20 protein-coding genes and 1 tRNA gene are annotated in these 19,452 nt (G+C 39.4%); 18 read left to right on the top strand and 3 right to left on the bottom strand.

Going from position 1 to position 19,452, the window contains the following annotated elements; all coding sequences use genetic code 11:
* The first annotated feature begins 27 nt into the window (after positions 1 to 27).
* The 8 genes from OCV96_RS15895 (at position 28) to OCV96_RS15860 (ending at position 9,666) form a co-directional block, all read left to right on the top strand.
* Entirely contained in the window at positions 28 to 1,326 is a 1,299-nt protein-coding gene (locus tag OCV96_RS15895; RefSeq protein ID WP_022311902.1) for a YidC/Oxa1 family membrane protein insertase, read from the top strand.
* A 34-nt stretch (positions 1,327 to 1,360) separates the two neighbouring features.
* On the top strand, positions 1,361 to 1,987 hold the full coding sequence (jag, locus tag OCV96_RS15890; RefSeq protein WP_227064451.1) for an RNA-binding cell elongation regulator Jag/EloR: 627 nt from the start codon (positions 1,361 to 1,363) through the stop codon (positions 1,985 to 1,987).
* 123 nt (positions 1,988 to 2,110) lie between these two features.
* The gene (locus OCV96_RS15885; protein WP_262594918.1) at positions 2,111 to 3,805 is read left to right on the top strand and encodes a sulfatase-like hydrolase/transferase; all 1,695 of its coding nucleotides are present in this window, start codon (positions 2,111 to 2,113) and stop codon (positions 3,803 to 3,805) included.
* 35 nt (positions 3,806 to 3,840) lie between these two features.
* Positions 3,841 to 5,265 (top strand): tRNA uridine-5-carboxymethylaminomethyl(34) synthesis GTPase MnmE, encoded by a 1,425-nt coding sequence (mnmE, locus tag OCV96_RS15880; protein WP_227064453.1) that lies wholly within the window; start codon positions 3,841 to 3,843, stop codon positions 5,263 to 5,265.
* A gap of 20 nt (positions 5,266 to 5,285) precedes the next feature.
* Positions 5,286 to 7,181, top strand: a complete 1,896-nt coding sequence (mnmG, locus tag OCV96_RS15875) for a tRNA uridine-5-carboxymethylaminomethyl(34) synthesis enzyme MnmG (RefSeq protein WP_262594916.1) — start codon at positions 5,286 to 5,288, stop codon at positions 7,179 to 7,181.
* 18 nt (positions 7,182 to 7,199) lie between these two features.
* The gene (gene rsmG / locus OCV96_RS15870; RefSeq protein WP_262594915.1) at positions 7,200 to 7,925 is read left to right on the top strand and encodes a 16S rRNA (guanine(527)-N(7))-methyltransferase RsmG; all 726 of its coding nucleotides are present in this window, start codon (positions 7,200 to 7,202) and stop codon (positions 7,923 to 7,925) included.
* Between the two features lie 341 nt (positions 7,926 to 8,266).
* The gene (locus OCV96_RS15865; RefSeq protein ID WP_262594914.1) at positions 8,267 to 8,983 is read left to right on the top strand and encodes a sensor histidine kinase; all 717 of its coding nucleotides are present in this window, start codon (positions 8,267 to 8,269) and stop codon (positions 8,981 to 8,983) included.
* 38 nt (positions 8,984 to 9,021) lie between these two features.
* Complete coding sequence (locus OCV96_RS15860) at positions 9,022 to 9,666, top strand: response regulator (RefSeq protein ID WP_022313453.1); 645 nt, start codon at positions 9,022 to 9,024, stop codon at positions 9,664 to 9,666.
* Here the strand turns inward: OCV96_RS15860 and OCV96_RS15855 are convergent.
* The gene (locus OCV96_RS15855; RefSeq protein WP_022313454.1) at positions 9,653 to 10,138 is read right to left on the bottom strand and encodes a YbaK/EbsC family protein; all 486 of its coding nucleotides are present in this window, start codon (positions 10,136 to 10,138) and stop codon (positions 9,653 to 9,655) included. The genes OCV96_RS15860 and OCV96_RS15855 overlap by 14 nt on opposite strands.
* Positions 10,139 to 10,540: 402 nt before the next feature.
* Here OCV96_RS15855 and OCV96_RS15850 point away from each other — a divergent pair, with 402 nt between their 5' ends.
* From OCV96_RS15850 to OCV96_RS15810, 9 genes are all read left to right on the top strand, one after another.
* On the top strand, positions 10,541 to 10,792 hold the full coding sequence (locus OCV96_RS15850) for a hypothetical protein (RefSeq protein WP_022313455.1): 252 nt from the start codon (positions 10,541 to 10,543) through the stop codon (positions 10,790 to 10,792).
* 31 nt (positions 10,793 to 10,823) lie between these two features.
* Positions 10,824 to 11,585, top strand: a complete 762-nt coding sequence (locus tag OCV96_RS15845) for a ParA family protein (RefSeq protein WP_022313456.1) — start codon at positions 10,824 to 10,826, stop codon at positions 11,583 to 11,585.
* Between the two features lie 26 nt (positions 11,586 to 11,611).
* Positions 11,612 to 12,511, top strand: a complete 900-nt coding sequence (locus OCV96_RS15840; RefSeq protein WP_022313457.1) for a ParB/RepB/Spo0J family partition protein — start codon at positions 11,612 to 11,614, stop codon at positions 12,509 to 12,511.
* A gap of 40 nt (positions 12,512 to 12,551) precedes the next feature.
* Positions 12,552 to 13,070, top strand: coding sequence for a DUF4446 family protein (locus OCV96_RS15835; RefSeq protein ID WP_262594912.1), 519 nt, complete (start codon positions 12,552 to 12,554; stop codon positions 13,068 to 13,070).
* Between the two features lie 16 nt (positions 13,071 to 13,086).
* Positions 13,087 to 14,139, top strand: coding sequence for an HD-GYP domain-containing protein (locus OCV96_RS15830; protein ID WP_022313459.1), 1,053 nt, complete (start codon positions 13,087 to 13,089; stop codon positions 14,137 to 14,139).
* A gap of 37 nt (positions 14,140 to 14,176) precedes the next feature.
* Positions 14,177 to 15,463 carry a serine--tRNA ligase gene (gene serS, locus OCV96_RS15825; protein WP_022313460.1) on the top strand — a complete coding sequence of 429 codons (1,287 nt, stop codon included), beginning with the start codon at positions 14,177 to 14,179 and terminating at the stop codon, positions 15,461 to 15,463.
* 103 nt (positions 15,464 to 15,566) lie between these two features.
* Positions 15,567 to 16,475 (top strand): DUF3881 family protein, encoded by a 909-nt coding sequence (locus OCV96_RS15820; RefSeq protein WP_119624270.1) that lies wholly within the window; start codon positions 15,567 to 15,569, stop codon positions 16,473 to 16,475.
* Positions 16,476 to 16,727: 252 nt separating this feature from the next.
* A tRNA-Arg gene (locus tag OCV96_RS15815) sits at positions 16,728 to 16,799 on the top strand.
* A 274-nt stretch (positions 16,800 to 17,073) separates the two neighbouring features.
* Positions 17,074 to 17,208, top strand: a complete 135-nt coding sequence (locus OCV96_RS15810; RefSeq protein WP_262594910.1) for a hypothetical protein — start codon at positions 17,074 to 17,076, stop codon at positions 17,206 to 17,208.
* A gap of 168 nt (positions 17,209 to 17,376) precedes the next feature.
* Here the strand turns inward: OCV96_RS15810 and OCV96_RS15805 are convergent, their stop codons facing one another.
* Entirely contained in the window at positions 17,377 to 17,811 is a 435-nt protein-coding gene (locus tag OCV96_RS15805) for a transposase family protein (protein ID WP_262594908.1), read from the bottom strand.
* A gap of 32 nt (positions 17,812 to 17,843) precedes the next feature.
* Between OCV96_RS15805 and OCV96_RS15800 the strand changes: the two genes are divergently transcribed.
* Positions 17,844 to 19,262: a methyl-accepting chemotaxis protein gene (locus tag OCV96_RS15800; protein WP_262594907.1), complete on the top strand. Its 1,419-nt coding sequence runs from the start codon at positions 17,844 to 17,846 to the stop codon at positions 19,260 to 19,262.
* On the opposite strand, the gene OCV96_RS15795 is transcribed toward OCV96_RS15800, so the two are convergent.
* The coding region (locus OCV96_RS15795) for a hypothetical protein (RefSeq protein WP_262594906.1) at positions 19,263 to 19,452 on the bottom strand (190 nt) is incomplete at its 5' end.

Here is a 19,452-nt window from a genome sequence, read left to right as displayed (position 1 = left end):
AGAAGGTGGCAAATATTAGGAGGATAAATGAACGGTATTCTTTTGACACAGAATTCCACATTCATTATCGGACAGGTAGCCTGGCTGCTTGGTAAGATAATGGAAGGAATCTTCGAAGTTCTGAACATGATCGGTATTCCTAATATCGGTCTCGCAATCATCCTTTTTACAATTGTTGTGAACCTGTTGATGATGCCTCTTACCATCAAACAGCAGAAATTCTCCAAACTTTCTGCTAAAATGAATCCCGAGATTCAGGCAATTCAGGCAAAATACAAGAATCGTAAGGATCAGGATGCACAGCTGGCACAGAATCAGGAAATTCAGGCAGTTTATGCCAAGTATGGAGTATCTCCTACAGGCAGCTGTCTGTATATGCTGATCCAGATGCCTATTCTGTTTGCTCTGTATCGTGTAATTTATGCAATTCCGGCCTATGTAGGCAGAGTTAAGGAAGCCTTCTTCCCTCTGGTAGATAATATTATTGATACAGCCGGTGCAACAGAGCTGGTTCAGAATCTGAGTAATTCCGCTATGTACAGTAAGCAGTTCACGAATTCAGGCTTTGTAGCCGGCACTCACAGTGAATATGTACAGAATACGATCATTGACTGTCTGAACAAGGCATCTACCGCTGATTTTGCCAGTATCAGTGAGAAGTTCCCTTCTCTGGCAGCAGATGTGACCAATACGGTAAGCAAGCTGGAAGAGTATAATAATTTTTTAGGACTGAATATTGGCAACTCTCCTTCTTATGTGTTGAAGGAAGCATGGGCTAACGGAGCATGGCTGCTGGTAATCGGTGCAATCGCTATTCCGGTTTTGTCTGCATTGACACAGTGGATCAACGTAAAGCTGATGCCTCAGCAGGATACTTCTTCTAATAATGGTAATGATCAGGCTGCAGCAATGGCTTCTTCCATGAAGACCATGAATATGATCATGCCTTTGATGTCTGCATGGTTCTGCTTCACATTACCATCCGGTCTGGGTCTTTACTGGGTAGCAGGTAGTGTTGTCAGAAGTATCCAGCAGATTGTTATTAACAAACACATTGATAAGATGGATTTTGATGATATTATCAGGAAAAATTCAGCAAAGAGTGCAAAAAAGCTGGAGAAGATGAAAGAACAGCAGGATAAGCTGAATGCTTACGCTTCCATGAATACCAAGAACATTCAGAAGAAAGCAAATATTTCTTCCAGGGTCGATAACAGTGAAGTATCTGCTGACAGCTATTCCGAAGTAAAAGAAGCTAAGCCCGGAAGTATGATGGCCAAGGCAAATATGGTCAGAGATTATAACGAGAAGAACAGTCGTAAATAAATTTTCCTTATGATTAATTGAGGAGGTAAATAATATGGACATGATCGAAGTATCTGCAAAGACAGTCAGTGATGCCATTACGGAAGCTTGTCAGAAGCTGGGTGTTACCAGTGACAAGTTGGATTATCAGGTAGTGGAAGAAGGTTCTTCCGGATTCCTCGGAATCGGGGCAAAGCCCGCTGTAATCAAGGCTGCAGTAAAGAAAAGCTCTGTAGAAGAAGTTGCCAGAGTATTTTTAAATGATGTATTTCAGGCAATGAACATGGAAGTTGCCATTGATATTAAGTACAACGAAGAAGAGAAGAGCATGGACATCGAGTTAAGCGGTAACGAGATGGGTGTTCTGATCGGTAAGAGAGGACAGACACTGGATTCCTTACAGTATCTGGTATCTCTGGTAGTCAATAAAGAATCTGAAGAGTACATTCATGTAAAGGTTGATACAGAGAACTATCGTCAGCGCAGAAAAGAAACTCTTGAGAATCTTGCAAAGAACATTGCATATAAGGTTAAGAGAACCAAGAGAAGCATATCTCTGGAGCCTATGAATCCTTATGAGAGAAGAATTATTCATTCCGCACTGCAGAATGATAAATATGTTACTACTCATAGTGAGGGAGAAGAGCCCTTTAGAAGAGTTGTAGTTACTCTAAAGAGATAATTACAGGAAAGCACGAAAAAGACAAAAGCCGGTATTAGAATTTATTCTATGTACCGGCTTTTATTTACAACTCCTGGCTTTTTGGAGTATAATTTATCTATATTTTTAAGGAGATTTACAGAAATGAAAAGTTGGTTACAGAAGAAATGGAATAATGGAAAGATGCTTGCAGAATTAAAGCCTGCTTTTTTTCTGTCTCTGACATTTTGTTTTATGATTTTTATATATGCACCTTTGGAACTCTATATTAATAATGTGGATGAATTCTGGTATGATGTTTATTTACTTTTTCCTTTTATTATAAAGGATTTCTTTTTGTTTCTTTTGTTTAGTATAGTTGGTTTTTTAGTTGTATATCTGTTTGGAAATGTTGTTTATAAAATTGTTTTATATTGCTATTTTACCGGTACTGTAGCCTGTTATATTCAGGGAAACTATATGGTTAAAAATTTACCTCCTTTAGATGGAACAGATGTGAATTGGAGTTTATATCAATCACAGTTTGTAAAATCTACTATTGTGTGGGTGATCATAGCAATTGTTTGTCTGATTTTATTTATAGTCTTAAAATATGACAGGATAAAAAAGGCGGTTTCTTATATAAGTGTTTTCTTATTATTGATTTTAGTAAGTACGATTACAGTTCTTTCTATTAATAATAATATTTTTGAAAAAAAAGAATATGCAAGATTTACAAAAGTAGATCAGTTTGAAATGTCTACAGATACTAATTTTATTATTTTCTTATTAGATGCTGTGGATGAAGAATGCTTCTGGCAAGTGTGGCAGGAGCATCCGGAATATGAAGATGCAATGAATGATTTTACTTTTTATAATAACGCAATGTCAGGTTATGCATACACGGAGCATTCTTTACCGTTAATACTTTCTGGAGAATGGTTTGAAAATAAAGAACCTTTTATAGATTATAGAAATCGAATTTTTAAGAGTTCTCCTTTTTTTAATTATTTGCGTGAGCAGGGTTATACTTTAAGTAATTATGATGACGAATATAAATTTGAAAAAGGCGTCATGGATGGTGCTTTTAATAATATAACTTATACGAAATCTTCTCTTTGGGATCGTTCTTTGTTTAATACCAGAATTATTAAAATGGTGGGAATGAAATACGCACCTTATGTATTAAAACCGTATTGCTGGTTTAATGTAAGTATGCTCAAAAATCAGGAAATGAGTTCCAAAGATGAAGAGTTATTTTCCTGGAGAAATGATGATTTTTATAAGGATGTACAGGAAGATGATATAACCTATGTAGATGGAAAAAGATTTAAATTAATTCATTTAATGGGGGCACATGTTCCGTTCTATTTTGATAAGGATGTAAACGTAATAGATGATGCAGATTATTATACTTCTATTGAATCTTCTATGACTGTTACTATGGCTTATCTGAATAAACTAAGAGAAGCGGGAGTTTATGATAATTCTGTCATTATCATACTATCGGATCATGGATATAACATAGAAGGTGAAGCAGTAAAAGTAGCTCAGAAAAACGAGAATGAAACCGGCAGACAGCATCCTATTTTATTTGTAAAGGGATTGAATGAAAGTCATGATTTACAAGTATCCGGAGCACCGATCTCTTATGAGGATCTGGTAGAGGCCTATTATAAATTAATGGATGGCGCAGCGTCTGATGATTGCTTTGCATACAAAGAAGGTGATCAGAGAGAGCGCAGATATCTTCTCTATAAATATCTGGGAGAAGATCATATGGTGGAGTATGTACAGACTGGTTATGCGGGAGACGAATCGACGCTGGTTCCTACAGGAAGAGTGTTTGATGCAAAATAGATGTTGGCAGTTCATGGAAAGGCATTAGAAACAGTATGGAAAATTATGAAAAGGAAACAATAGCAGCCATTGCCACGGCTCTATCAGATTCCGGAATCGGAATTGTAAGAATCAGTGGTGAAAATGCCATATATATAGTAGATAGTATTTTCCGTTCCGCATCCGGGAAAAAGATTCTGACAAAGGTACAGAGTCATATGATCCATTATGGATATATTGTTGATAAAGATGAGAATATCATTGATGAGGTTATGACCTCTGTAATGAAAGCACCAAAAAGCTATACGATGGAAGACACGGTGGAAATCAACTGTCATGGTGGTGTGTTGGTGATGCAGAAAGTATTGGAGACAGTGCTGCAGGCCGGTGCCAGACTGGCAGAACCGGGTGAATTCACCAAGAGAGCTTTTCTAAACGGCAGAATTGATTTATCCCGGGCGGAAGCGGTTATTGACGTAATCCATTCCCAGAACGAATATGCACTTTCTTCTTCGGTCAGCCAGTTGAAGGGAAGACTTTCGGACAAGATTCGCAGCCTGCGGGAAGATATTTTATATCAGATTGCTTTTATAGAATCGGCATTGGATGATCCGGAGCATATCAGCCTGGAAGGATATCCGGAACAATTAGCTGAAAAAGTCACAGGTTTCGAAAAAGAAATTCAAAAATTATTGGCAACCGCAGATAACGGCAGACTAATGAAAGAAGGCATATCCACAGTTATTGTTGGAAAGCCCAATGCCGGAAAATCTTCTCTGCTGAATATGTTGTTGGGAGAGGACAGAGCCATTGTCACGGAGATTGCCGGAACCACCAGAGATGCCTTGCATGAGACCATCAATCTGCATGGCATCAGTCTGAATATGATCGATACGGCGGGAATCCATGAGACACAGGATGTAGTAGAAAAGATCGGTGTAGAACGTGCCAAAAAATATGCCGTGGAAGCAGACCTGATTCTGTATGTGGTAGATGCTTCAGAAACTCTGGATGAGGATGATCAGAATATCATCCCCTTATTGGAAGGGAAAAAGGCAATTATTCTGTTGAATAAATCGGATCTGGAGAATAAAATCACAGAAGAAAGTTTGAAAGAAACTCTGGAAAAGGTGTTGGAGCATACCGGAGAGATTCAGATTCTTCGTACTTCTACTATTGATCCTTCTTCGGAAAATTCCGGAATGGAAGAATTGGAAGAAACAATCCGCAATATGTTCTTCGAAGGAAAATTAAGGCATAACAATGAGTTGGTTGTAACAAATCTCAGACATAAAGAGGCCCTGCAGGATGCTTTGAACAGTTTGCAGCTGGTAGAACAAAGTATTGAGGATGGAATGCCGGAAGATTTTTATTCCATTGACCTGACCAGTGCCTATGCTTCTCTGGGTAAGATCATAGGAGAAGAAGTGGATGAAGATGTGGTGAATGAGATTTTCTCTAAATTTTGTATGGGTAAGTAACAACCAGAAGGAAAAATACTATGGAACTAAAGAAACAAGTAGATGTGTGTGTAGTAGGTGCCGGTCATGCCGGATGTGAAGCTGCTCTGGCCTGCGCCAGACTGGGTCTGAAGACAGTAATTTTTACAGTAAGTGTAGACAGTATTGCATTGATGCCTTGTAACCCTAATGTAGGAGGATCTTCCAAGGGACATCTGGTCAGAGAATTGGATGCTCTGGGTGGAGAGATGGGTAAAAATATTGATAAGACTTTTATTCAGTCGAAAATGCTGAATGTGTCCAAGGGACCGGCAGTACATTCCCTGCGGGCACAGGCGGACAAGGCGGAATATTCCAGAGCCATGCGTAAAGTGCTGGAAAATCAGGAAAATCTTCTGATCAAGCAGGCGGAGGTCTGTGAACTTCTCTGGGAAGAGACCGAAGATCACAAGAAAAAGATTACCGGTTTAAAGACTTTTACCGGTGCTATCTATGAATGTAAGGCTGTTGTTCTCTGCACTGGAACTTATCTGCGGGCCAGATGCCTGTGCGGAGAATCCATTACTTACACTGGGCCGAACGGACTACAGGCAGCCAATCATCTGACGGATTCTTTGAAAGCTATGGGAATCAAAATGCGTCGTTTTAAGACAGGAACTCCCGCCAGAATGGACAAGCGTTCTCTTGATTTTTCCAAGATGGAAGAGCAGCTCGGTGATGAGAGGATTGTACCCTTTTCTTTCTCTACGGATCCGGAATCGGTACAGAAGGAACAGGCTTCCTGCTGGCTGACTTATACTAATGAGAATACCCATGAGATCATTCGGAATAATCTGGATCGCTCTCCTATCTATGCCGGTATTATTGAGGGTACCGGTCCCAGATATTGTCCTTCCATTGAGGACAAGGTCGTTATATTTGCCGAAAAAGAGAGACATCAGGTATTTATCGAGCCAGAAGGTCTGCACACGAATGAAATGTACGTTGGCGGCATGTCTTCTTCTCTGCCGGAAGATGTACAGTTAGCTATGTATCGTACGGTTCCGGGATTGGAACATTGTGAAATTGTAAGAAATGCCTATGCCATCGAATATGATTGTATCAATGCAAAACAGTTGAATCCTTCTCTGGAGTTTAAGAATATCAATGGTCTGTTCAGTGGCGGACAGTTCAACGGAAGCAGTGGATATGAAGAGGCTGCATCCCAGGGATTGATCGCCGGTATTAATGCAGCTATGTCTGTTTTGCATAGAGATCCTTTGATTTTGGATCGTTCCGAAAGTTATATCGGAGTTTTGATTGATGATCTGGTGACCAAGGATAACAGAGAACCTTATCGTATGATGACTTCCAGAGCAGAGTATCGTCTGTTACTTCGTCAGGATAATGCGGATCTGCGTCTGCGTAAGAAGGGCTATGAGATCGGATTGATTTCACAACAGGAATATGACGCTCTGGTGGAGAAAGAAGAACTGATCGATGGAGAGATTCAGAGATTGAAGAATACTTCCGTAGGTGCCAATAAGGAAATCCAGCATTTTCTGGAAGCAAGCGGCAGTTCTACTCTGAAAACTGCGGCTACTCTGGCAGAGCTGATCTGCAGACCGGAGCTGGGATATGCAGCATTGGCTCCGATTGATAAGGAGAGACATCCTTTGCCTTCTGCTGTTGTGGAACAGGTGGAAATTGAAATTAAATATGAAGGATATATTATAAGACAGAAGCGTCAGGTAGAACAGTATCGCAAGATGGAGAAAAAAATGATTCCAGAGACATTGGACTATGATGAAGTTCCGTCCCTTCGTCTGGAAGCGAGACAGAAGCTGAAGGAATTCCGTCCTGTTTCGGTAGGACAGGCTTCCCGTATCTCAGGAGTATCTCCTGCAGATATCTCTGTTTTACTGGTATATCTGGAACATTATAAAGCAACCAAGTAGAATACTGCGGAGGAATACATGGCAGATTATAATACAGAACAATTTGAAAAAGACTGTAAAGCGTTGGGTGTGACTTTAAGTGATGAACAGATCCAACAGTTTTTGAAATATTATGAAATGTTGGTGGAATGGAATGATGTCATGAATCTTACAGCAATTACGGAATACGACGAAGTTATGAAAAAACATTTTGTGGACAGCATATCCCTCTGCAAAGCTTATGATGTTACGCAGAATAAAACAGTCATTGATGTGGGAACCGGTGCTGGATTTCCGGGACTTGCTTTGAAAATTGCATTTCCGGATCTGCAGGTGACACTGCTGGATTCCCTGAATAAGAGAATTAACTTTTTAAATGAAGTGATTGCTGTATTGGGACTTACCGGAGTGGAGACAATTCACGGACGTGCGGAAGATTTTGCAAAGCCTGGAAAATGCAGAGAAAAATATGATCTCTGTGTATCCAGGGCAGTAGCAAATCTTTCCACATTGTCAGAATATTGCCTTCCTTTTGTAAAGGTCGGCGGCAAATTTATCTCTTATAAATCTGAAAAAATAACAGAAGAGATGAATGCCGCACAGCATGCTGTGAAGATACTTGGTGGAAAAATGGATGGACAGGTTGAATTTACACTTCCCGATTCGGATATTTATCGGAATCTGTTTATTATTACAAAGGAAAAGTCCACACCTGCCAAATATCCCAGAAAAGCGGGATTGCCATCCAAAGAACCTTTGTCATAAAACGAAGAGAATATAATGATGTCGGGGTCAAAAGCCCCCGACTCTGATGCTTACGGATTGTTACGTGCTACGCACTCCCACAATCCTACCCCAATATTCGCATATCGTGGGATTATCATCCCACTTTTATGCTCATATCGGGGCGGGTCCTAAGGTCTTTCACCCACTTATGAGCAAGCTCATGTGGGCTTAGACCTTTTGACCCTGGCATCATACAATGTAAAAATTGTGTTAAGATTTATTTTTATTAATAAAAAAAGTTTTACACAATATTATTATTCCTATATGATAAATATAATGGAATATTCAAAAAGAAGAACATATGTTCTATAAGGTGATATATGAACATTGATGAAAATGTACAAAAGAATGAGTGTAGTTGCAATACAGAAAATGGTAAGAAAATGATGGAGATGTTGGAGACGGAGAGAAAAAGAATTGTTTCCGAACTTCATGATACTTCATTGCAGAATATTGCCCATCTTGTTCATATGATTGAACTGGCTTCCTTATATATTGATAAGGATCCTGCCAGAGCAAAGATGGAATTGAATTCTGTGAGTAAAGGATTGCATAATGTCATTGAAGATATCAGAAGTACTATCTTCAATCTGCGTCCTATGACATTTGATGATCTGGGATTAAAGGCTTCTTTTGAGAGATTACTGGACTTTTTGAATGCTGACAAAGATTACATAATGGATGTAGAAATCGACGATGTTTCATGTGAAACAGATGATTATTTTTGCATTACCTTATACCGTGTGGTTCAGGAATGTCTGTTAAATATAAAAAAACATTCACAGGCTACCAGGGTATTATTTCATTGTAAAAAAACGGAGCAGAAATATGAAATTTTAATACAAGATAATGGTAAGGGATTTACCATGGAAGAAGCGGAAGATAAAGCAAACAGTCATTTTGGATTAGCATTGATCCATGAGGGTGTCAATCTGCTGAACGGTACAATTCATGTCAGTTCTGCGATTGGTCGGGGAACTACGATAGATATTAAAATTCCCTTAGATTTACATTCAGCTGTAAAAAAGAACAACTAGGACAAAGTATAAGTATACACAAGCAAGTGAGGATATATATGAGTATAAAAGTTATGTTAGCAGATGATCATGTTCTTATGAGAGAAGGAATCCGTCAATTACTGGAATTTGACGGTACAATCTCTGTGATTGCCGAAGCTAATAATGGTGTAGAATGTATGGAGCAGTTACTTTCTGTTCATCCTGATATACTGCTTCTGGATATTAACATGCCTGTTATGAACGGAATAGAAGTGCTGCAGGAGATTAAGAAGAAAAACATCTCTGTTAAAGTATTGGTATTAACGGTACATAATGAAGTTGAATATCTTTTGAAGGCTGTGGACATTGGTATAGATGGTTATATCATGAAAGATGCAGAATCCGCAGAACTGAAAAAAGCTATTAATTGTATTATGCAGGGAGAAACTTATATTCAACCCAGTCTGGTACCGGCATTGAACAGCCGACTGGTATCCAGAGATATTGACAAAGGAAAAATCAACAGTCTGACGAATAGAGAGTTGGAGGTGCTTATTGAAGTTGCTAATGGAATGTTCAATAAGGAGATTGCAACATCTCTGAATATCAGTGAGAGAACAGTAAAAAATCATATTTCTAATATTTTTAAAAAAATTGATGTATCTGATCGAACACAGGCAGCTGTGTTTGCTATCAAAAATAATCTGATTAAATTGTATTAGGTTCCTGCCAACCTTTGCAGACATCTACCCACTGCAGGAAGTTTGAGTATTTTTCTAATTCAGGGATTGTTAATTCAATTGCACTGTTAGGACTTCCTGCAGCTGGAAATACAGTTTCAAATCTTTGCAAAGATTCGTCTAAGTATATTTTCACATTATCATTCACTGCAAAAGGACATACACCACCGATGGCATGTCCGATGATTGCTTCTACTTCCTCTCCCGGTATCATTTTAGCTTTTGCACCAAAGAAGTGTTTGTATTTTGCATTATCAATTTTAGTATCACCGGCTGTTACAATCAGAATAGGTTGTTCTCCAACCAAGAAAGACATTGTTTTTGCAATTCTTTTTCCTTCACAGTGGAGAGCTTCTGCAGCCAGTTCTACAGTAGCACTGGATACATCAAATTCTAAAATGTGATCTTCCATATGAAGGGGGTTAAAATATTCTTTTACTTTATCAATAGCCATAGATTGCGTACCTCACATTCTTTTTAGTTATCCTATCATAGGAATTGTAACAAAACAAGATACACAAATATCTTTTATTTGATCACTATATATAGATATTTATGGATAGAATGTTTCACGTGAAACATTCTATCCATGTACAAGAAAATTATACAAGATAATGTTTCACGTGAAACATTACAACCCAAGATATAGTGGGTAAAAATGTGAAACATTTTACATATTTGGCGTGAAACATGATGCTTACTGGAAAAAACATAGATATAAGAATACAACATCTAGTAAAAAACAGAACAAATGAGTATAAAGTATCAACTTTTTGTAGCATTTTTTCCTTGTAACATAGAAATGCTCATGCTATTATTATAGAGTGGTTCGTATCACAGAATGGAGGATTTTATAATGTTAGAATTCAAATATGATACACAATTACTAATTGAAGGAACAGATCTGGATGAAGATGAGATCAACGACTATATCACAGAACATTTCAAAGGTGATTGTCTGCTGGCAGTAGGAGATGAAGAACTGATCAAAATTCATTTTCATACCAATGAACCCTGGAAGGTTCTTGAGTATTGTGCTTCTCTCGGTGAAATCTATGATATCGTTGTAGAGGATATGGACAGACAGTCCAGAGGTTTGCACGGCTAAATCATTAAGAAGGACATGGTGAAAAATAAGTATGGGTAGAATTATTGCAATAGCGAACCAGAAGGGTGGCGTAGGTAAAACAACTACGTCCATTAATTTGTCTGCATCTCTGGCTGCAAAAGGAAAGAAAGTATTGGTAATCGACACAGATCCTCAGGGAAATACTACCAGTGGATTTGGAATTGAAAAAAATGAACTGGAAGATACCATTTATGAGTTAATTCTGGGAGAGTGTTCCATCAGAGATTGTATTATCTCAAATGTTATTAAAAATGTATCCGTAGTTCCTTCCAATGTAAATCTTGCAGCGGCTGAGATCGAACTGATTGGTGTAGATAAGAAGGAATTCATATTAAAGAACGAAGTGGATTACGTTAAGGATGATTATGATTTTATTATTATTGATTGTCCTCCTTCTTTGAATATGCTGACCATCAATTCCATGACTACAGCGGATAGTGTGTTGGTTCCCATTCAGTGCGAGTATTATGCTTTGGAAGGATTGAGTCAGTTGATCCATACTATCAATCTGGTAAAAGAAAGATTGAATCCCAATCTCAATATTGACGGTGTTGTTTTCACTATGTATGATTCCCGTACCAATCTGTCTATGCAGGTGGTAGAAAATGTTAAACAAAATTTGAATCAAAAGGTGTATAATACATTGATTCCCAGAAATATCAGACTGGCGGAAGCACCCAGTTATGGTATGCCTATCAATATGTATGATCCTAAATCAGCCGGAGCAGAAGCATACATGCAGTTGGCAGAAGAAGTTATAAAGAATAAATAGAAGAGAAGAGTATAGGAGAAAACGGTATGGCAGCAAGAGGATTGGGAAAAGGTCTGGATTCCCTGATACCCAATGCATTAGGGGAAACAAAGACAAAGAAAGAAGCAGTAGCCAAAGCAAAAAGCGAAGCAACAACGGAAGAAAAGGAACCGCAGACCCTTGTGAAAATTACAAAGGTAGAGCCGAACAGAGAACAGCCTCGTAAGAATTTCGATGAGGATGCATTACAGGAACTGGCGGATTCTATCAAACAGTTTGGTCTGTTGCAGCCGATTCTGGTACAGGATCGTAAGGATTATTATGAGATTATTGCCGGTGAGAGAAGATGGCGTGCAGCCAAGTTGGCAGGTCTGAAGGAAGTTCCTGTTATCATTCGTAATTATACGGAACAGGAAATTGTAGAGATTTCCCTGATTGAGAATATTCAGCGTGAAGATCTGAATCCTATTGAAGAAGCACAGGCATACAAGAGACTTTTAACAGAGTTTCACCTGAAACAGGATGAAGTGGCAGAGAGAGTATCCAAGAGCCGTGCTGCAGTAACCAACTCCATTCGTCTGTTGAAACTGAATGAAGATGTACAGCGTATGGTGGTAGATGAAATGATCAGCACCGGACATGCAAGAGCTTTGCTGGCTGTAGAGAATCCGGAAGAACAGTACAATCTGGCCCAGCGTATTTTTGATGAAAAGCTGAGTGTCCGTGATGTGGAAAAATTGGTAAAGAATCTACATAAACCGGCAAAGCCCAAGAAGACAGATGACAAGACCATGCAGGTAATCTATCAGGATATTGAAGAAAAATTGAAGCAGAAACTTGGCAGAAAAGTTACTGTGACATCCAGGGGAGAAGGATCCGGTAAGATTGAAATTGAATTTTACAATCATGAAGATCTGGACAGACTGTTGGATGTACTGAATAAATAAGAGAAAAGAAGATGCACGAAAGAAAGGCACGGTTAATAATATGAGTAGTACTTTTTTGAATCAGATCGGTCTGGGGGAATTTGACATGGGCTACCTTCTGATCGGAATGGGTGCAGTGATTTTACTGTTGATCATCTTTTTGATCTTGTTGATCGTTCAGATCAGAAAAACAAGCAAATTAAAAAAGAGACTGGACAAATTCCTCAGCGGTAAAGATGGAGCAAGTTTGGAAAAGGATATCGCCGGTCTGTATGAAGACAATAAATTCCTAAAAGCAAATACAGAGAAAAATAAGAAAGATATCCGCACTTTATATAAGAATATGGAATCCGCTTATCAGAAAATGGGATTGGTGAAGTACGATGCATTCAACCAGATGGGTGGACAGCTGAGTTTTTCACTGGCTCTGCTGGATGAGAATAATAATGGTTTTATTATCAATTCTGTACACAGTTCCGAAGGCTGTTATTCTTATACAAAAGAAATCAAGCTTGGCCAGTGTGCTATTGATCTGGGGGCAGAAGAAGCAGAAGCACTTGCCATGGCAATGGGAGAATAAGTAAAGAGGTTTATATATGAAGAGAATGAAACTGAGCGAGCTGACCGGAAACGAAATTCTTGCACAGTCATTGATGACTTGGGATTATCAGATCATTCTACCGGAAGGCGCAGTATTAAAAAAAGAGTATATCGATAAAATCGAGGAAATGGGTATTCTGGAGGTCTACGTAAAAGAAGACGAGGCCAACGAAATCGTAATACTAAAAAACGATATAGAAAAAACAATAAGAAGTAAAGTAAAAAGTATTCTGGAGAGACATACTTACCAGAATAACAAAGAATTGCAGGGGCTGACCCAGGCAGCGGATGAGATCATTACCAATATTCTGGATGAAAAAGAAGTTGTAGAAAAAGTATTTGATATTAAGGAACGAAGTGCTGATATTTACGAACATTCCATCAGTCTGAGTTCTCTCGCTATCCTGACGGCACTTCGGATGAATGTGGATAAGCAGGTAATTCATGATATCGGTGTAGGATGCCTGCTGCATGATATCGGACTTCGATATACGACTTTGGATTATGAAGGGAAATCCATGGAAGATATGAAGCCGGAAGCATTGGCAGAGTATAAGAAACATCCGGTATATGGATATACTTCTGTAAAAGATGAGGAATGGATTTCAGATGAAGTAAAAAAAATCATCCTGTATCACCATGAGAGACTGGACGGATCCGGATTTCCGCTTCGACTCAAAGAAGCGGAGATTCCACTTTTCTGTCAGATTGTAGCCGTATGTGATGCCTTTGATGAAATGATCTGTGGTATTGCCCAGAGACGTAGCAGAGTCTATGAAGCAGTAGAATATTTAAAAAGCTTTAAAAATGTGAAATATAATGGTAAAATAGTAGACGCGTTTTTAAGTTTTACTGCAGTCTATCCCGCCGGAAGTCATGTACTGACTAACGACGGGGAAGAAGCCATCGTGGTATCTCAGAATAAAGATTTCCAGGATCGTCCCATAATCCGGATCATCCGCGATAAGGATGGACGGAAATTACAGGAAGAGAGAATCGTGGATCTTGTAAAAGTTCTGAATGTATATATTGAAAAAGGATTAGAATAATGCTGCATACATATATGTCAGCAGAATGGAGGAAGTCATGATAGACATTAAATTTTTAAGAGAAAATCCCGAGGTAGTCAAGGAGAACATCCGAAAAAAATACCAGGATGAAAAGCTCCCTCTGGTAGATGAAGTGATTGCACTGGATACCGAGAGCAGAAAGGCAAAGCAGGAGGCAGATGATCTGCGTGCTTCCAGAAACCGTATCTCCAAAGAGATCGGTGCACTGATGGGTCAGGGCAAGAAGGAAGAGGCAGAAGCCAAGAAGGCAGAAGTAGCTGCCGGTGCAAAGCGCCTGGCTGAACTCGAAGCTTCCGAGACCGAACTGCAGGAGAAGATCACCAAGATCATGATGGTCATCCCCAACATTATTGATGAGTCCGTTCCTATCGGTAAGGATGACAGCCAGAACGTAGAGATCGAGAAGTTTGGTGAGCCCATAGTTCCTGATTTTGAGGTTCCTTATCATGCAGATATTCTGGATCGTCTGAACGGTCTGGACAAGGAGAGCGCAGGACGTACCAGTGGTAACGGTTTCTATTACCTGATGGGCGATGCTGCAAGAATCCATTCCGCAATGATCAGCTACGCAAGAGACTTCATGATCGACAAGGGATTCACTTATTGTATCCCTCCTTTCATGATCCGCAGCAGCGTAGTAAACGGTGTTATGAGCTTCGCAGAAATGGAAGCTATGATGTATAAGATCGAAGGTGAGGATCTGTACCTGATCGGTACTTCCGAGCATTCCATGATTGGTAAGTTCAAAGGACAGATCGTAGATGAGAAGAGCCTGCCTATTACCATGACTTCTTATTCCCCTTGCTTCCGTAAGGAAGTAGGTTCTCACGGAATCGAGGAGAGAGGTGTGTACCGCGTACACCAGTTCGAAAAGCAGGAAATGGTAGTACTGTGTAAGCCTGAGGATTCCATGGACTGGTACAACAAGATGTGGTCCTACACCGTAGAATTCTTCCGCAGCCTGGATGTACCCGTTCGTACTCTGGAGTGCTGTAGTGGTGATCTGGCAGATCTGAAGGTAAAATCCTGCGACGTAGAAGCATGGAGCCCCAGACAGAAGAAGTACTTTGAGGTTGGTTCCTGTTCTACCCTGGGTGATGCACAGGCAAGACGTCTGGGTATCCGTACCAAGGGTGAAAACGGAACTTATCTGGTACACACACTGAACAATACCGTACTGGCTTCTCCCAGAGGACTGATCGCATTCCTGGAGAACAACGTAAATGAGGATGGCAGCGTGAACATTCCTGTTGCTCTGCGTCCTTACATGGGTGGCAAGGAGAAAGTCCTGCCTAAGAAATGATAGAATAACTCTCAACCATGCAAAGTATATATACTGCTTGCAGGAAAGATATACTTTGTATGAAGGGAGTGAATGAAACCGCAGACAGAAAGAGGGTGATGTTTTGCATAAATATATGAGAGCTATCGGGTTCAGTGAATATACGGACCGTAAGAAATTAAAAGAATTACTGACAGACGTGATCATGAATTCCGATCATCGCGCATATACCATGAATCAGGAGGGTATCCTTCTGGGTGAATTCAGCAAAAATCACACCGCGACCAGAGGAGCCATAGAATCCGGTACCTTTGGTGTGGCTGTCTGTGGAGAATTTGATGATAACGATAAGTTTATCTATGAATATTATTATCCGTATCTGACGGGAAGCGGCATTACTTCTTATGAAGATGTCTCTGTGGAACGTCATGCGGAGAAGGATTCCTATGCCGGTATCTGCGACGATATCAAGGTGGGAATCTCTTTAATTTTCTATCTGCGGAACCGGATTCCCTACATCAAGGCTCAGAGTACCGGAAAATTACCCATCCGCGGTACCACACTGACCTTATCCGGCCTGTCCCTGACCGGAAGTATCCTGTTACCCATCAAAAAAGATGAAGAACAGGTCCTCCGGGTAAAAAAAGACTCCGCCAATCGTAACAAACTTCTGGCAGCTGCCAGACAGGGAGACGAAGATGCTATTGAGACCCTGACGCTGGAAGATATGGATATGTACACCACCATTTCCCGCAGGATCCAGAAGGATGATATTTTCAGTCTGGTGGATACTTATTTTATGCCCTACGGCGTGGAGTGCGACCAGTACTCTGTACTAGGTGAGATTACGGAACTTCGTCTGGCAACCAACGATGTCACGGGAGAAAAGGTATATATTCTTACGATTCTGTGCAATGAGTTATCTTTTGATGTATGTATCAATGAAAAAGATATCTACGGAGAACCTCAGGTGGGACGCCGTTTCAAGGGTGTCATCTGGTTACAGGGGTATATTAATTTTCCCGAGGAATAAGGTTGCAAAATAACAATATTTTCGGTATACTAACAATTGTGCATATGTTCCTATAGTTAAATGGATATAGCAAGCGCCTCCTAAGGGGCAACTAAGTGCAGACCATTTAGTGAGAAGCAACAGGATTTTAGAGTTTGCAAAAAGGCTAAAATCAATATATAATAACAGGAGCAATTCATCACGCAAGTGATTGGATTCATAAACATGGCAGCCGGAGTCCAAAAGGCTGAAAAGCCCGAAAATACGGCATTTGTTCCCTTAGTTAAATGGATATAACGGGGTCCTCCTAAGACTCTATTGTAGGTTCGATTCCTATAGGGAACGCTCTATTTTAAGCGGTAATGAGAGAAAAATCATTGCCGTTTTTTTGTTGTTTTTCTGCTAACAGCAAATCAAAAAATGAGCATTTTTGCTAACAGGAATGAAAAGCTATAATGCAGCTGGTGTAAAAGGTTGTAAATTCTTGTAGCTAACAAAAGGGTGATGATAAAAAATATTTCTGCTTGGAAAATATCAAGCCTGAATGAGTATTCCGTTCAGATTAGATTAGGTTCTAATCTGGGCGGATTTTTTTATTTCAGGAAGAAGGAGGATGCCTATGGCAGAAAAAGTGGATCAGATGGATCCAGATGAAAAGATCGTTGAAATAGCGATTGAACGGCTAAGAGTATTTGAAAACCATCCGTTTCGAGTGGAAATGTATTGTGTTGGTGCAGAAGCTCCTGCAGCATAGCAGTGTTGCCACTACACAGCGATACATTGACGTGGATCAGAGAATAGATAAAGCTCTAATTGAGCAGTGCACGTTATTTTAAACAGAGGACAAAATTGTCCTCTGTTTTTTCAGTAATAAGAACAGGTTTTTTCAGGAATATTTCAAATAGTAAGAGAAAATATTTTGTTAGGGTTGACCCTTTACGATATTAAGTGTAAAACGTGCACAACAAATGGGGTATGCAAACCATGCAACGGTAAGGTCGAAATCCTTGGTAAATCTATTACCTGGATATGCCCATGGAACTTCGGCAACATATACCCCATGTTCAAGACAGATGATACGATGCGTCTGGTATTCAACTTCGACCAGAATACCACCCCAGTCCAGCCCCCTCCAAGTGGTTGGTCTGCTGGAATGTTTGTCATAAGCAGGACATGACTTGTGACAGAAAGGGCAGTCATTCTCATGCCATTTATTAGGTCTGGCTTTGATACGGATGTGTTTCACACCATCCTCATCAGAGTAAAGATTAAAATTTTCTATCAAGAGAATAAAGAATTGACAAAATTTTGTGGGGTGGGGTAGAATAATGGTAAAAAAATCCAAAACATAACGCATTGGTGCCTTTCGCAGAAAGAAGAAAAATAAACATGAAAAAGAGAAAGAACTTGGGAAAAAAGTTAGTAACAATGTTAGTGTCTGTAGGCTTTTTTGCAGTTTTGATTACAGTCTTGAATTTAATGGCATTACAAGCTATTCGAGGAAAGAATAATGTGCTTATAGAACAGTTTGAACAATATGAAGAAGCAGTGGAAAATAATGATACTGCGGTTTTTGAAACAGCAAAAGGAGAAGTGGTAGAAGCCATCAGACATAGCAACTACAGAATAAATGGAAGCATCATTTTTGATCTTGCACTTGTGGTAGCTGATATTATTGTAATCGTACTTCTTTCGATTGTTATTAATAAGTCCATTGTTCGTCCAGCAAAAAGAGCAAAGAATGATTTGGATGATATCATTTTAGGTATAGAATCAGGACAGGGTAATCTTACGTTAAGAGTATTTGATGAAACCAGTGATGAAATTGGTCAGCTTGCAAATGGTGTCAACCATTTTATTGAAACATTACAAAATCTTATGGTAAAGATTCAGAGTGTATCAAAAGATATGAAAAAATCTTCCTATCTTGTACAAAAAGAGGCGGAATCTTCAAATATGAGTGCATCCAATGTGAGTGCAACATCGGAAGAACTTGCAGCATCCATGGAAGAGGTATCTGCTTCTCTATATGATTTAGCCCAAGGATGTAATAATCTGCTAGAGAAAATGGCAGGCATGAATGAGGATGCTAAGAACTCTGCAATGAAGTTGCAGGAAGTGAAGCTTACTGCAGAAAATAGCTATAAAGAAGCGATTGCATCAAAAGAAAAAACAGTAGAAACATTTGATGGCATTCAAAAGGATGTCGCGGAGGCAGTAGAAGCATCTAAGTCTGTAAATGAAATTGCAAAACTTACAGAAAATATCTTAAATATCGCAGCACAGACAAATCTTCTAGCACTTAATGCATCGATTGAAGCAGCAAGAGCAGGGGAAGCAGGCAGGGGCTTTGCCGTTGTTGCAGATGAAATCAGACAGCTTGCAGATAGTTCACGTGAGACAGCAAACAATATTCAGGAAATCAGTGGAAAAGTTATTGAGGCAGTAAACAATCTGTCTGGAAATGCAACGGAAATGATTCGTTTTGTAGATGAAAAGGTAGTACTTGATTATGACAACTTTGTAAAAATTATTGGAAATTATGATGCTGATTCTGATCAGGCAAGTAATACATTTAACGAGTTTGCAGTTAAGTCAAAAGATAGCTTAGGTACAATGAATGATATGAATGAAGGTATCAATAACATTTCTATAGCGATTGAAGAATCTGCAAAAGGTGTTACAAACGTAGCACAAGAGATATCACAACTTGTAACAGCAATTTCAGCAATTAAAGTGCAGGCGGACGAAAATAAGAACCTTTCGGAAGATTTATCGGATGAAGTAGCAAAATTTGAAAAAGTTTAACTAACAGATTTTTATTATGAGAAAAACTGTATTAGGTAAATAACCCGCACTAACTAAAAATGAATGCCAGAATAAGCACAAAGGCATAGAACCATTACGGGTTCTATGCTTCAGACTGTAGACAAAACGCTTTTGGTCAGCACTCCAGAAGCGTTTTTCTTGTTTTCGGTTCAAAAAGTGTGTACTTGAT

The sequence above is a fragment of the Waltera acetigignens genome, assembly GCF_025567015.1.
Taxonomy (GTDB): Bacteria; Bacillota; Clostridia; order Lachnospirales; family Lachnospiraceae; genus Acetatifactor; species Acetatifactor acetigignens.
This window is presented reverse-complemented; position numbering and strand designations above follow the sequence as displayed.